This is a genomic window from Variovorax boronicumulans, assembly GCF_019352895.1.
In the GTDB taxonomy this organism is placed as follows: Bacteria; Pseudomonadota; Gammaproteobacteria; order Burkholderiales; family Burkholderiaceae_C; genus Variovorax; species Variovorax boronicumulans_A.
Map to the genome: position 1 here is coordinate 309341 of NZ_JAAAFX010000004.1, position 12659 is coordinate 321999.

13 protein-coding genes are annotated in these 12659 nt (G+C 69.5%); 7 read left to right on the top strand and 6 right to left on the bottom strand.

Going from position 1 to position 12659, the window contains the following annotated elements; all coding sequences use genetic code 11:
- Positions 1-18: 18 nt before the first annotated feature.
- Positions 19-600: an NADPH-dependent FMN reductase gene (locus K0H49_RS03130; RefSeq protein WP_219209684.1), complete on the bottom strand. Its 582-nt coding sequence runs from the start codon at positions 598-600 to the stop codon at positions 19-21.
- A gap of 131 nt (positions 601-731) precedes the next feature.
- Here K0H49_RS03130 and K0H49_RS03135 point away from each other — a divergent pair, with 131 nt between their 5' ends.
- The 7 genes from K0H49_RS03135 (at position 732) to K0H49_RS03165 (ending at position 7772) form a co-directional block, all read left to right on the top strand.
- Positions 732-1649, top strand: a complete 918-nt coding sequence (locus tag K0H49_RS03135) for an alpha/beta hydrolase (RefSeq protein WP_219209685.1) — start codon at positions 732-734, stop codon at positions 1647-1649.
- A gap of 93 nt (positions 1650-1742) precedes the next feature.
- A complete protein-coding gene (locus K0H49_RS03140) occupies positions 1743-2243 on the top strand; it encodes a MarR family winged helix-turn-helix transcriptional regulator (RefSeq protein ID WP_219209686.1) in 501 nt (166 codons plus the stop codon).
- A 91-nt stretch (positions 2244-2334) separates the two neighbouring features.
- A complete protein-coding gene (locus tag K0H49_RS03145) occupies positions 2335-3873 on the top strand; it encodes an ABC transporter substrate-binding protein (protein ID WP_219209687.1) in 1539 nt (512 codons plus the stop codon).
- A gap of 11 nt (positions 3874-3884) precedes the next feature.
- Positions 3885-4820, top strand: coding sequence for an ABC transporter permease (locus K0H49_RS03150; protein WP_219209688.1), 936 nt, complete (start codon positions 3885-3887; stop codon positions 4818-4820).
- Positions 4821-4828: 8 nt separating this feature from the next.
- Positions 4829-5656 (top strand): ABC transporter permease, encoded by an 828-nt coding sequence (locus tag K0H49_RS03155; RefSeq protein ID WP_219209689.1) that lies wholly within the window; start codon positions 4829-4831, stop codon positions 5654-5656.
- A complete protein-coding gene (locus K0H49_RS03160; RefSeq protein WP_219209690.1) occupies positions 5653-6693 on the top strand; it encodes an ABC transporter ATP-binding protein in 1041 nt (346 codons plus the stop codon). The genes K0H49_RS03155 and K0H49_RS03160 overlap by 4 nt, the downstream gene beginning before the upstream one ends.
- A complete protein-coding gene (locus K0H49_RS03165) occupies positions 6690-7772 on the top strand; it encodes an ABC transporter ATP-binding protein (RefSeq protein WP_257624571.1) in 1083 nt (360 codons plus the stop codon). The genes K0H49_RS03160 and K0H49_RS03165 overlap by 4 nt, the downstream gene beginning before the upstream one ends.
- Before the next feature lie 30 nt (positions 7773-7802).
- Here K0H49_RS03165 and K0H49_RS03170 read toward each other — a convergent pair whose 3' ends face one another.
- The 5 genes from K0H49_RS03170 to K0H49_RS03190 all read right to left on the bottom strand — a co-directional run bounded on the left by K0H49_RS03170 (position 7803) and on the right by K0H49_RS03190 (position 12650).
- Positions 7803-8570 (bottom strand): SDR family NAD(P)-dependent oxidoreductase, encoded by a 768-nt coding sequence (locus K0H49_RS03170; protein WP_219209691.1) that lies wholly within the window; start codon positions 8568-8570, stop codon positions 7803-7805.
- Positions 8567-9520 (bottom strand): amidohydrolase family protein, encoded by a 954-nt coding sequence (locus K0H49_RS03175; RefSeq protein WP_219209692.1) that lies wholly within the window; start codon positions 9518-9520, stop codon positions 8567-8569. Before K0H49_RS03175 ends, K0H49_RS03170 begins: the two co-directional genes overlap by 4 nt.
- Positions 9520-10251, bottom strand: coding sequence for an RraA family protein (locus tag K0H49_RS03180; RefSeq protein ID WP_219209693.1), 732 nt, complete (start codon positions 10249-10251; stop codon positions 9520-9522). Before K0H49_RS03180 ends, K0H49_RS03175 begins: the two co-directional genes overlap by 1 nt.
- Before the next feature lie 75 nt (positions 10252-10326).
- Entirely contained in the window at positions 10327-11922 is a 1596-nt protein-coding gene (locus tag K0H49_RS03185) for a GMC family oxidoreductase (protein ID WP_219209694.1), read from the bottom strand.
- A complete protein-coding gene (locus tag K0H49_RS03190) occupies positions 11922-12650 on the bottom strand; it encodes an SDR family NAD(P)-dependent oxidoreductase (protein WP_219209695.1) in 729 nt (242 codons plus the stop codon). Before K0H49_RS03190 ends, K0H49_RS03185 begins: the two co-directional genes overlap by 1 nt.
- Positions 12651-12659 lie beyond the last annotated feature (9 nt).

Consider the following 12659-nt stretch of genomic DNA (forward strand, 5'->3'; position numbering starts at 1 on the left):
CTCCTCGTTGCGATTGATTCAAAGCATCGGCTCGGCGTGTTCGGCGCGCTGCAACATGGCGAACTCGACGACTTCGTGCGCCATCGTCGACAGTTGCGCGTCGACCTGCGGCAGCAGGCAGCGGCCGTCGAGCGCGAATGCGGGCTCGTTGCCGGCCACGCAGACGCCCAGCGGCGTGGGCCAGCCGCGCAGCGCATGCACCACGTCGCGCATCGCGCTCAGCGTCATGACCGCGGCCTGCCAGCCGTTGGCGGTCGCGATGCAGCCGACCGCGCGGCCGCTCAGGTAGGGACGGTCGTCGTCGCGCATGTGCTCGGTGTGGTCCAGCACGTTCTTGATCACACCCGACATGCCGCCGTGGTAGCCCGGCGAGCCGATCAGCACGCCGTCGGCGCGGCGCAACTCGTGCAGCAGGCGCTCGACCGCGGGCGTGCGCACCGGGTTGTGGGGCGCGTACAGCGGCAGGTCGAGGTCGGCGCCGCACAACAGCACGCCGTCGGCATCGATGGACGCCAGCGCATGGCGCAACGCCCGCTCGGTGGAAGAGCCCTGGCGTGTGGTGCCGCCGATGGCGACGATGTAGGGACGGCTTGTTCTCATGTGCAGGTCTCCTTGCAGCCCGCCCGGCCGATGGATTCGGCCTGGGATCTGGAAATACATAGATGTCTATGTTTATAATTTAAACCGATGTTCTCGAACGCTGTCAAGAGAAGTCCACCGGGGGTTCCACCATGAACGAACGCGCTTTCCGAAGACAAGAACTCAGGGCCATCGGGCGCGCCCTGACGCCCGAGGCCGTGGCCGCCAGCGAGGCGCTGTGGGCCGACGCCGCGCTGCGCGCGGTGCGTGCCGACACCAAGGTGCGGCGCGACCTCGCCTATGGCGAGCATGCCCGGCACCGGCTCGATCTGTTCCTGCCGCCAGGGACAGGCGGCACGGCGCCGCCCGCGGTGTTCCTCTTCGTGCACGGCGGCGGCTTCACCGACGGCGACAAGCACCGCGCGGGCAGCCACCTGTACGACAACGTGGGCCACTGGGCCGCGGCCCGCGGACTGGCCGCCGTCAACATCAACTACCGGCTGGCCCCCGAGCACGGCTGGCCCTCGGCCGCCGAGGACATCGCACGCGCCATCGACTGGCTCGGCGCGCAGGCGCAGGCACTGGGCCTCGACGCCTCGCGCATCGTGCTCGCGGGCCACTCGGCCGGCGCGGCGCATGTGGCCGGCTACATTGCACACCGCGGCCGGCATAGCGCCGGCTACCGGCGCCTGCGCGGCGCGGTGCTGCTCTCGGGCATCTACGACATTCCCGCGATGGGCTCGCGCCCATCGGTGCAGGCCTACTACGGCGGCGACCCGGCCCACCATGCGGCGCGCTCCTCGGCGGATGGCCTGGCCGAGGCCGAGCTGCCACTGCTGCTGACCGTGGCCGAGGAAGACCCCGACGGTTTCCATGCACAGGCGCTCACGCTGCTGCGGCACATCGAGGCGCGCCGCAAGCGCCTGCCGGCGTTCTGCCTGGTGCCGGACCACAACCACTTCACGCAGGTGTTCCATCTGGGCAGCGACGACAGCTTGCTTGCCCACTTTCTTGCACTCTTCCTCGAGGCGAATCTCGGCGCTTTCACAGACGTAGGAGCGCGTCCCTGATGCACTCTTCTTCATGTTTCCCGATGTGGCCGCGCATCTGGCTTCTGGCAGACTCCGTTGTTCCAAAGCGGCGGCGAAAGCACAGACATCCTCATGAAGAAAAGATCGCAAGTCATCGCAGATCTGCTGGAGAAACCCGGCCACCTGATCCGCCGCGCACACCAGATGTCGGTGGCGATCTTCGAAACCAAGGCAGCCCCCTTCTCCATTACCGCGCCGCAGCACGTGGTGATGACGGCGCTGTTCAAGCATCCTGGTATAGACCAGGTCACGCTGGCCGGACTGGTCGCGCTCGACAAGGTCACGACTGGCAGCATCGTCACCCGGCTGGTCGGGCGCGGCCTGGTGCGGCGCGAGCAATCCGCCCAGGACGGGCGTGCGCGCGCCCTCTTCCTGAGCGAGGAAGGCATGGCCCTGCTGGTCGAGATGCAGCAGACCGTGCGGCAGGCGCAGAAGACGCTGCTCGCGCGGCTCACGCCGGCCGAGCAGAAGACCCTGATGAATCTGCTGCGCCAGATGATGGGCGTGGAAGAAGACCTGAGCCCGCTGGCTCGGCCCAAAAAGGGAGTGCACGCACGACCTTCCGTCAAGTAAGTATCGGCTGCCTTGACAGCCGATGAAGGGTTCACTACGCTTCAATTAGTAATTGCACTTACCAATTGATTAAACCCGAAGAGGAGACAACATGTCCAGTTTGAATCGCAGAGACGTGCTCAAGGCATCGGCCGCGGTGGCCGCCACCGGCCTTCCCGCCTGGCAGGCGGCAGCGGCCGACGAGCAGCATCTGCGCATCCAGAGCAACGCACTCAACTCGCTCGACCCCGCGCACCAGACCTCGGCTGGCGACGAAGGCCGGATCGCGATCCTGATCAGCAACGCGCTGATGCGCTACGTGCCGGGCCCGAAGTTCGACCTGGTGCCCGACCTCGCGACCGGCTTCGAGGTACGCGACGGCGGTAAGGTCTATGTGTTCAAGCTGCGCAAGGACGTGAAATGGCACGGCGGCTTCGGCCCCTTCACCGCGCGCGACGTGAAGTGGTCGGTCGAACGCATCCTGAACCCCGAGACCAAGTCGCGCAACGCAGGCCAGCTGCAGGAGATCGCCTCGGTCGACGTGGTCGACGACCACACGGTGAAGTTCACGCTGAAGGCGCCGTCGGCCGTGTTCCCGCACGCGATGGCCACCTTCCGCGGCGGCTTCCTGATGAGCGAGGCCGCGGCCAAGGCCCAGGGTGCCGACTATGCCAAGCAGATCATCGGCACCGGCCCCTTCGTGGTCGAGAAGGCGGTGCTCGACCAGGAGGTCGTGCTCAAGCGCAACGACGAGTACTTCGGCCCCAAGCCCAAGCTCGACCGCATCTCGTTCAAGATCATCCGCGAGTCCAGCACCGCGACGCTGGCCTTCGACCGCGGCCAGCTCGACATCGTGGCGGTCAAGGAGCGCGAGAACATCGACCGCTACGCGCGCAACCCCAAGGCCGACGTGAAGGTCTCCGATGTCTCGACCGGACTGTTCCTGCTGACCTTCAACACCACCAAGGCGCCGTTCGACCGCAAGGAAGTGCGTCAGGCCTTCCAGCATGCGATCGACAAGAAGGCGATCGTGCAGGCGGTGTATGCGCAGCGCGGTCGTGTGATCGACACCGTGGTGCCACCGGGCGTCGAGGGCTACACCGAGAGCGTGCGCAAGTACGAGCACGACCCGGCCAAGGCGCGCAAGATGCTGGCCGACGCGGGCGTTGCCAACCTGAGCTGCACGCTGACGATTCCCACCGACTACCAGCGCGAGGCCGTGATGCTGCAGGCGCAGCTCAAGGCAGCCGGCATCACGCTGGCGCTCAAGATGATCGACCGGCCCACCTGGTTCCGCGCGCTGGGCCAGGGCGAGCATGACCTGATCTGGAACGCGCACTTCCGCGCGCCTACAGCCGACGCGTTCCTGTTCTCGAGCTACCACTCGAGCAACAAGCCGCCCAAGGGCACCAACTGCGCCTTCTACGCGGGCGTGGACGACCTGATCGACAAGGCCCGTGTGACCTTCGACGACAAGCAGCGCGCCGCGCTCTACACCGAGGCCATCCAGCGCATCGCAGAAGACAGCCCGTCGATCCCGATCACGCTCGAGCTCAACACCCACGTGGTGCAGAAGTACGTCAAGGACCTGGGCCTGTACCGCGTGCCCGAGAACGCACCGCTGCTCGAAGCGGCCTACATCCAGAAATAACCCCGCCGCGCATGAAGTTCGTATTGCGATTCCTGTTGCAGGCGGTGCCGACGCTGCTCGGCGCCATCACCGTGCTGTTCCTGATCCTGCGCATGATCCCGGGCGACCCGGCGCAGGCCATGTTGGGGGCCGACGCGACCGGCGCCGACCTCGAGCGCGTGCGCCAGCAGCTCGGGCTCGACCGTTCGCTGCTGGTGCAGTACGGGCACTTCATGGCCGACTTCCTGCGCGGCGACTGGGGCCTGTCGATCACCACCAAGACGCCGGCGCTGGGCCGGGTGCTGGAGGCGCTGCCCTCGACGCTGGGGCTCTGTGCAGCGGCCATCACGCTGGTCGTGGTGGTCAGCATCCCGGCCGGCACGATCAGCGCGGTCAAGCGCGACAGCTGGGTCGACTACGGCGTGTCGGTCCTGGTGTTCCTGCTGATTTCGATGCCGCAGTTCTGGCTCGGCCTGATCCTGCTGCTGGTGTTCTCGTACTGGCTCGACTGGTTCCCGATCTATGGTGGCGCCGACGGCGGCGGACTGCTCTCGCAGCTGCACCACATCGCGCTGCCCGCGGCCACGCTGGCGGCCGGCTTTCTCGGGCTGTCGACCCGGCTCACGCGCTCGAGCATGCTCGAGACCCTGAGCCGCGACTACGTGCGCACTGCGCGCGCCAAGGGCCTGCCCGAACGCGTGGTGGTGGTGCGCCATGCGCTGCGCAACGCGCTGCTGTCGGTGATCACCGTGCTCGGCCTGACGGTCGGGCAACTGCTCGGCGGCGCGGTGATCGTCGAGGTGGTGTTCGCGCGGCCCGGCGTCGGCACCATGATCTGGGACGCCATCCTGCAGCGCGACTATCCGCAGGTGCAGGCCGCGGTCGCGGTCTTCGCCGGTCTCTTCATCCTGACGAACTTCCTGACCGATGCGCTGTACGGTGCGTTGAACCCGCGCATTCGCGTCTGAGGCTGCCCATGTCCCCTTTTCTCAAGAGCCCCAAGGCTCTGGCCGGCGCTGCGCTGGTTCTGCTGATCCTGCTCACGGCGCTGTGCGCGCCGCTGCTCGCACCCTTCGACCCTCTGGCGCTCGATCCCGCCGTCAGCGTGATGCCGCCTTCGCCCGCTAACTGGCTGGGCACCGACTTCTTCGGCCGCGACATCCTGTCGCGCATGATCTGGGGCGCACGCCCCTCGCTGATGATCGGCTTTGCCAGCGTGGCCATCGGCTGCGTGATCGGCTCGGCGATCGGCCTGGCCGCGGGCTTCTTCCGCGGCTGGGTCGACGTGGTGCTGATGCGGCCGATCGACGTGCTGCTGAGCTTCCCGATCGTGGTGCTGGCCCTGGCGCTGGTGGCGGCCCTGGGCCCGAGCCTGATGAACCTGATCCTGACCATCAGCCTGCTGTTCGTGCCGCGTTTCGCGCGCGTGGTGCGCGCCGAGACCATGGCGCTGCGCGAACTCGACTATGTCGAGGCGGCCCGGGCCTCGGGCCAGACACCCTACCGCATCATCGTGCGCCACCTGCTGCCCAATGCGACCGCCCAGATCATCGTCACCTGCACGGTGTTCATGGCCGACGCGATCCTGATCGAGGCCGGGCTGTCCTTCCTCGGCGTCGGCGTCACGCCGCCCGAGCCCTCGTGGGGCAACATGCTGTCCGAGGGGCGAAGCAACATTCTCGGCGCGCCTTGGCTCACGACCTTTCCCGGCCTGATGCTCACGATGACGCTGATCGGCTTCAACCTGCTGGGGGACGCGCTGCGCGACATCCTCGATCCACGCCTGCGGGGGGTGCAAACATGAGCCGCGAGAACATGGCCGACGAGAACGTGCTCGAGGTGCGCGAACTGGTCACCACTTTCGGCCGGGGCGCCAACGCGCGACGTGCGGTCGACGGCGTGTCCTTCGCGCTGCGGCGCGGCGAGATCCTCGGCCTGGTCGGCGAGTCGGGCTCGGGCAAGAGCGTGACGGCGCTGTCGCTGCTGCGACTGATCGACCCTCAGGCCGGCCGCGTGACCGGCGGCCAGGTGCTGTTCGACGGCATGGACCTGGCGAGCGAGGCCGACGCCCGGATGCGCGAGATCCGCGGACGCCGCATCTCGATGATCTTCCAGGAGCCGCTGTCGGCGCTCAACCCCTGCTACACCATCGGCGACCAGATCGGCGAGGTCTTCGTCGCGCACGGCGACGGCGCCGGTGCAGCCACGCGCAAGCGGGTGCTCGAGCTGCTCAGGCTGGTGCGCATCCCCGACCCCGAGGGCATCCTGCGGCGCTATCCGCACGAGATCAGCGGCGGCATGCGCCAGCGCGCGATGATCGCGATGGCGCTGGCCTACACGCCCGAGGTGCTGATCGCCGACGAGCCGACCACCGCACTCGACGTGACCATCCAGGCCCAGGTGCTGAACCTGATCGACGGGCTGCGGCGCGAGCTCGGGCTGTCGGTGATCCTGATCACGCACGACATGGGCGTGGTGGCGCAGTACGCGGACCGCGTGGCCGTGATGTATGGCGGGCGCATCGCCGAGACCGGAGAGGTTGGCGCGGTGTTCGCGCAGCCGCGCCACCCCTACACCGAAGGCCTGCTGGCCTCGGTGCCGCGCCTGGGCGCGCGCTGGCGCAACGGCGTGCAGCGGCTGCCCGAGATCCCGGGCAGCGTGCCGGGCATCGGCGTGCTGAGCGCCGGCTGCCGCTTCGCGCCGCGCTGCGGCTTTGCAGAGCCGCGCTGCACGCAGGCTGTGCCGCCATTGATGCACGTCCCGGGCGACGGCGCCCACGCGGCCGCCTGCTGGGTGCGTTCGCCCACACCGCACGCCCTGACCTCCGAGGACTTCCGATGAACCACCCGACCGCTTCCCAGCCCCGCGCCGATGCCCTGCCGCACGGCGCAGCGCCCGTCGAAGGCGACGCGCGCGAGATGCTGCTCGAGATCGACCGGCTGAGCATGCGCTATCCCGTGCGCAGCCGCGGCTTTCTGCAGCCGCGCCAGTACGTGCACGCGGTCAATGACGTGAGCTTCTCGCTGCGCCAGGGCGACACCCTGGGCATCGTGGGTGAGAGCGGCTGCGGCAAGACCACGCTGGCGCGCTGCATCCTGCGCCTGCACGAGCCGACCGAGGGCCGGATCACGCTGCGCGGACGCGACATCACGCACATCCAGGGCCGCGAACTGCGCGAGGCGCGCCGCGACATGCAGTTCGTGTTCCAGGACCCCTATGCCTCGCTCGACCCGCGGCTGCGCGCCATCGAACTCGTGCGCGAACCGCTCGATGCGCTGGGCCGCATGACGCGCGCAGAGGCCGATGCGCGGGCCCTGGCGCTGCTCGAGAAGGTCGGACTGTCGCGCGCCCAGGCCCGGCAGTTCCCGCACCAGTTCTCTGGCGGCCAGCGCCAGCGCATCGGGCTGGCGCGCGCGTTGGCGCTGAACCCCAGGCTGGTGGTGGCCGACGAACCCGTGAGCGCGCTCGACGTATCGGTGCGCGCGCAGATCCTGAACCTGATGGCCGACCTGCGGCGCGAGTTCGGCCTGAGCTACGTGATCATCTCGCACGACCTGGCGATCATCGAGCACGTCTGCGACCAGGTGGCGATCGTCTACCTGGGCCGCATCGTGGAGTACGGTCCGGTCGAGCAGATCTTCCGCCACCCGCAGCACCCTTACACGCGCGCGCTGCTCGAATCGATTCCGCGGCCCGACCCCACGCGCCGCCGGCGTGAGCTGGACATCCTGGGCGATCTGCCCAATCCCGTCTCGCCGCCTCCGGGCTGCGCCTTCAACCCGCGCTGCCCCTACGCGCAGGATGTGTGCCGAAGCACGGTGCCGGCGCTGGCCGAGCGGCGCGATGCGGGCCTCCCCGGCTCGCACCGCGTCGCCTGTCACCTGGCGGCCGAGTTGCCGGAAGCAGTCGGCGTGGTGTGATCAAGGCGGCCCCGCAACGGGGCGGCCCGTTCAGGTCGCGCCGCCGTCGACGATGAAGCTTTGCGCGCTGATCAGCCGGCTGTCGTCGGCTGCGAGGAACAGCGCCATGCGCGCGATGTCCTCGGGATAGAGCTTCTCCTTGAGGCACTGGTTCTGCATCAGCCGCGCCTCGGCCTCGGGCGTGAGCCAGCGCGTGACCTGCCGCTCGGTCATGATCCAGCCCGGCAGCAGCGCATTGACCCGGACGCCGTCGCTGCCGAACTCGCGCGCCAACGCCTTGGTCAGGCCGACGATCGCGGCCTTGGCCGCGACATAGGCCGGCAGGCCAGGCGTACCCTTGAGCCAGGTCACCGAGCTCATGTTGATGATCGAACCGCGGCCCTTGCGCCGCATGCCGTCGATCACGGCCTGCGCGGCAAACGCATGGTGCCGCAGGTTGACATCCATCAGCTGTTGCCAGCGCTCGGGCGTGAGCGCGCCCAGCGCGTGGCGCTCGTCGTTGGCCGCGTTGTTGATCAGCACGTCGACGTCGCCGAACGCGGCCGCCACCGCCGCGATCGCCGCCTGCAGCGCCGCGATGTCCGAGACGTCGCAAGGCTCGAAGTGCGGGCGCTGCAGGCCCTCGGCCGCGAGCCGGTCGCACAGCGCGTGCGAGGGCTCGGCCGCGATGTCGACGAAGCCGACGCGTGCGCCCTGCCGTGCGAAGTGCTCGACCAGGCTCGCACCGATGCCGCTGCCGCCGCCGCTGATGAAGACCGTGCGTTGCCGCAGGGAGGGGTAGAGGGCCATGTCGCTCATTGCGCGGGTGCTCCAGTGTCGAGGCGGTAGACGCGTGACGCGGTACCGCTGAAAAGCGCTTCGCGCGCCGTGGGGTCAAGGCCGGCGCACAGTTCGCCGTAGCTCTGGAAGACCTGGCCGTAGCTTCTGTAGAGACGGTCGATCGGGAAGTTGGAGGCGAACATCATGCGCGCCACACCGAAGTGCGCCAGCAGGAAATCGAAGACCCGGCGCACGCTGGCCGCGCTCCAGTGCGGGTCGACCATGCCGAGTCCGGAGAACTTGACGCTGACCGAGGGCAGTGCCGCCAGGTGGCGCATGCCGTTCTGCCATTCGATCAGGCCCTGGCCACGGTAGTCGAAGGGCAGGCCCGCATGGTTGACGACGACCGCCGTGCCGGGATGGCGTTCGGCCACGCGGGCGGCGGCCGTGAGCTGCCAGGGATTGACCTGCAGGTCGAAGGACAGGCCGCGCTCGCCGAGCAGCGCAAAGCCGCGCTGCCAGGCCGCGTCGCTGAGCCAGTCGCCGCGCTCGCACAGGCGCATGCGGTCCTGGTCGCCCCAGTTGAGCATCTGGCGCACGCCGCGAAAGCCGGGTGCCGCCGCCGCATGCCGGGCCAGCAGCGCATCGAGTTGCGGATCTGCCAGGCTCGCATAGCCGACGATCGCGATCGGCAAACCGCTGCGATCGGCCTGCTGCTGCACCCAGGCGCTCTCCTCGACCGGGTCCTGCGGATTGCGTCCGCACTGCAGGTGCACCGAGCCCAGGAGTTCGATCGGCACGGGTTCCGCGGCCCGAGCCTCGGCCTGCAGGTCCTGCACCTCGTAGCGATGGCACACCGGCGCGGTGTCACCCATGAACTTCGTCACGCCGGCGCGCATCCAGGGATGGCGCCCCTCGGCCGGGTCCCACAGATGATGGTGGGCGTCGACGATGCGCAGCGGCGCCGCGCGCTGGCTTCGAGCGCTCATCAATGCATGTTGCGTGCGTCGCCGACGGCGCGCCGCAAGGTCTCGATGCTGAAGTCGGGCCGCCGGGCCGCAGCGATGATCACCGCCTCGCGGCGCGTGAGCGCGGCCACCACCTCGGGAATGCGCGCCGCGTGCTCGACTGGGATCACGACGGCACCGTGGCGGTCGGCGTGCACCAGGTCGTTGTGTGCGATGTAGGCGCCGGCCACCGAAACCGTGCTGCCGAAGTCGACGATGTGGTAGTGGGCATGCGAGGGCACGACCATGCGGCACAGCATCTGGAAACCCGGCGCGTTGGTGTCGACGTCGCGCACGCTGCCGTCGGTCACGACGCCCTGGCAGCCGAAGCCCTTGTGGATGGTGGTGTTGACTTCGCCCCAGAAGGAGCCGAAGCCGGCGCGTCCGGCGTCCAGGTCCTGAATGATGCAGACCGAAGGGCGTGGACCGCCTTCGGCGATGTAGGTGTAGTAGTCCATCGTCCGCTTGCCGCCCTCCTCCGGCGTCTGGCGCAGCGGATGGATCGAGCGCATGGTGGCGGTGCGCGCATAGCCCACCATCGGCCGCAGCTCCGGATAGAGGCAGTTCAGTCCCTCGGTGGTGAAGCCCACGCTGCGGCGCTCGGGCGCGATCACCTCCAGTGCGTTGCAGATGGTCGGCGTGTCGAAGGTGGCCAGTTCGGCCAGCAGCTCGGCCGACAGCGGGCCCTTGGGTTCTTGTGGTTTGGGGGTCATGCGGAGGTCTCCTCGGTGGCTGCCGACCGCGGGGTCGGCCAGGGGTTGAATGCGGGCGGGACTATCGAACAGTGATCATCGGTCGGCCAGCAGCAGGTCGGCGCCCTTCTCGCCGATCATGATGGCGGCCGCATTGGTGTTGCCGGAAACGATCTGCGGCATGACCGACGCATCGATCACGCGCAGGCCCGTGACGCCGTGCACGCGCAGGCGGGGGTCGACCACCGCCATGGCGTCGACGCCCATCCTGCAGGTGCCGCTGGCGTGGAAGGCGGTGCCGGCGTTCGCCTGGCCATAGGCCAGCCACTGCACGGCGCTCTGCACGCCGGAGCCGGGCAACACCTCGGCGATCGCATGGGCCCCGAGCGCGCGGGTGTTGAACAGCTCGCGCGCGAGTTGCAGGCCGGCCACCAGCACCTCACGGTCCTTCGACTCGCTCAGACAGTTCGGCTGGATGGCCGGCGGGTCGGCGGGATCGGCACTGCGGATCCAGAGCCGGCCGCGGCTCAGCGGCCGGTTCGGCACACAGGACACCGTCATGCCCGGGAAGTCATGCACCGAGCCCGCGGTGGCAGCTGCGCTGAAGGCCAGGAAGTGCAGTTGCAGGTCGGCCGTGCGCACGCTCTCGCTGCTGCGCGCGAACATGCCCATGGTCATCGGCCCGCCGGCCAGCACGCCGCGGTGCGTCGCCAGGTATTTCAGGCCGGCCGCGGCCTGCAGCACGCGGCTGCGGCGCAGCGTGTTGAGCGAATGGCCACGGGCACGGAACACCACGCGGGTGTTGAGGTGGTCCATGAGGTTCTCGCCGACGCCGGCCAGGTCCTGCACCACCGGAATCCGAAGGTCCTCGAGCAGGCCGCGCGGGCCCACACCCGAGAGCTGCAGCAACTGCGGCGAGCCGATCGCGCCGGCGGCCAGCACCGTTTCCCGCCCGGCCAGGGCGCGCAGGCGCTGGCCGCCATGGCCGAACGCGATGCCGCGCGCCTGCGTCCCGTCGAAGAGCACGCGCTGCACCTGCACGCCGGTCAGCACCTGCAGGTTGGCGCGTCCGCGCGCGACTCCGAGGTAGGCCGCGGCCGTGCTGCTGCGGCGCCCGTCGCGCACCGTGAGCTGGTAGCGCCCGACGCCCTGCTGCCCGCCGCTGTTGAAGTTGGGATTGAAGGCATGGCCCATCTCACGGCCCGCCGCGATGAAGGCCTCGTGCAGCGGATGCGCCATCGCGGGGTCGGACAGCCCGAGCGGACCGTCGGTGCCGTAGTCGCCGGCGTGCGCGCCGCGGTAGCCCTCGGCGCGGCGGAAGAAAGGCAGCAGGTCGGCATGCGACCAGCCCTCGCAACCGGCGGCGGCCCAGGCGTCGTAGTCCTCGGGCTGCCCGCGCACGTAGATCATGGCGTTGATCGAGCTCGAGCCGCCCAGCACGCGGCCGCGCGGCCAGACCAGCCGCCGGTTGCCGAGGCCGGGCACAGGTTCGGTCTGGTAGAGCCAGGCCAGCTTGGGGTTGTAGGCGTTGCGCGCGAAACCCAGCGGCACGCGGATCCAGGGGTCGCGGTCGGGGCCGCCGGCCTCGAGCAGCAGCACCTTGCAGCGCGGGTCGGCCGACAGCCGATGCGCCAGCACGCAGCCCGCCGAGCCGGCGCCCACGATCACGTAGTCGAAGTGCAGGTCGCTCATCAGGCCAGCGCGCCGCCATCGATGCTCAGCGCCTGCCCCGTGATGTTGGCCGCGGCACGGCTCGCCAGGAAGCCCACCAGCGCCGCGACCTCCGTCGCTTCGCTGAAGCGACCGGTCGGCGTGAGCGCCGCGGCCTGCGCCTGCGTCAAGCCCAGGTCCTCGAGCCGGCCCAGCGCCATCTCGGTCGCGACCCAGCCCGGGCAGACGGCATTGGCTGTGATGCCGCGCGGGCCGAGCGCATGCGCCAGCGAGCGGGTGAGGCCGATCACGCCGTGCTTCGAGGCGGCGTAGGCCAGCTGGTCGGCGACGCCGCGCAACCCCAGGATCGAGGAGATGTTGACGATCCGGCCTTCGCCATCGACCAGCAGTTCGCGCGCCGCGCGGCAGCAGGCCCAGGTGCCGGTGAGGTTCGTGGCCAGCATCGGCCCCCACTCCTCGGCTTCGGCGTCGCTGCCGAAGGGCGCGCCGCCCGCGATCGCCGCGTTATTGACCAGCACGTGCAGCCGGCCATGCCGCCGACGCACCGAAGCGAAGAGTTCGTCGACCTGCGCCGCATCGGTGACGTCGCACTGCATCATCTCGACGCCCGGCGGCGCGGCGCCGGCGCCGGGCGCCGACCGGGACGTGCCGATCACGGCATGGCCTTGCGCGCTGAAGTGCTCGGCGATCGCGCGGCCGATGCCGCGGCTGGCGCCGGTCACCACCGCCACGGGCTGTCGCTGCGTCATCTTGTCTCC

Bases quoted from the DNA above. Each gene is read 5' to 3' on its own strand.
- K0H49_RS03130 (WP_219209684.1), bottom strand. From the start codon at position 600: ATGAGAACAAGCCGTCCCTACATCGTCGCCATCGGCGGCACCACACGC.
- K0H49_RS03135 (WP_219209685.1), top strand. From the start codon at position 732: ATGAACGAACGCGCTTTCCGAAGACAAGAACTCAGGGCCATCGGGCGC.
- K0H49_RS03140 (WP_219209686.1), top strand. From the start codon at position 1,743: ATGAAGAAAAGATCGCAAGTCATCGCAGATCTGCTGGAGAAACCCGGC.
- K0H49_RS03145 (WP_219209687.1), top strand. From the start codon at position 2,335: ATGTCCAGTTTGAATCGCAGAGACGTGCTCAAGGCATCGGCCGCGGTG.
- K0H49_RS03150 (WP_219209688.1), top strand. From the start codon at position 3,885: ATGAAGTTCGTATTGCGATTCCTGTTGCAGGCGGTGCCGACGCTGCTC.
- K0H49_RS03155 (WP_219209689.1), top strand. From the start codon at position 4,829: ATGTCCCCTTTTCTCAAGAGCCCCAAGGCTCTGGCCGGCGCTGCGCTG.
- K0H49_RS03160 (WP_219209690.1), top strand. From the start codon at position 5,653: ATGAGCCGCGAGAACATGGCCGACGAGAACGTGCTCGAGGTGCGCGAA.
- K0H49_RS03165 (WP_257624571.1), top strand. From the start codon at position 6,690: ATGAACCACCCGACCGCTTCCCAGCCCCGCGCCGATGCCCTGCCGCAC.
- K0H49_RS03170 (WP_219209691.1), bottom strand. From the start codon at position 8,570: ATGAGCGACATGGCCCTCTACCCCTCCCTGCGGCAACGCACGGTCTTC.
- K0H49_RS03175 (WP_219209692.1), bottom strand. From the start codon at position 9,520: ATGAGCGCTCGAAGCCAGCGCGCGGCGCCGCTGCGCATCGTCGACGCC.
- K0H49_RS03180 (WP_219209693.1), bottom strand. From the start codon at position 10,251: ATGACCCCCAAACCACAAGAACCCAAGGGCCCGCTGTCGGCCGAGCTG.
- K0H49_RS03185 (WP_219209694.1), bottom strand. From the start codon at position 11,922: ATGAGCGACCTGCACTTCGACTACGTGATCGTGGGCGCCGGCTCGGCG.
- K0H49_RS03190 (WP_219209695.1), bottom strand. From the start codon at position 12,650: ATGACGCAGCGACAGCCCGTGGCGGTGGTGACCGGCGCCAGCCGCGGC.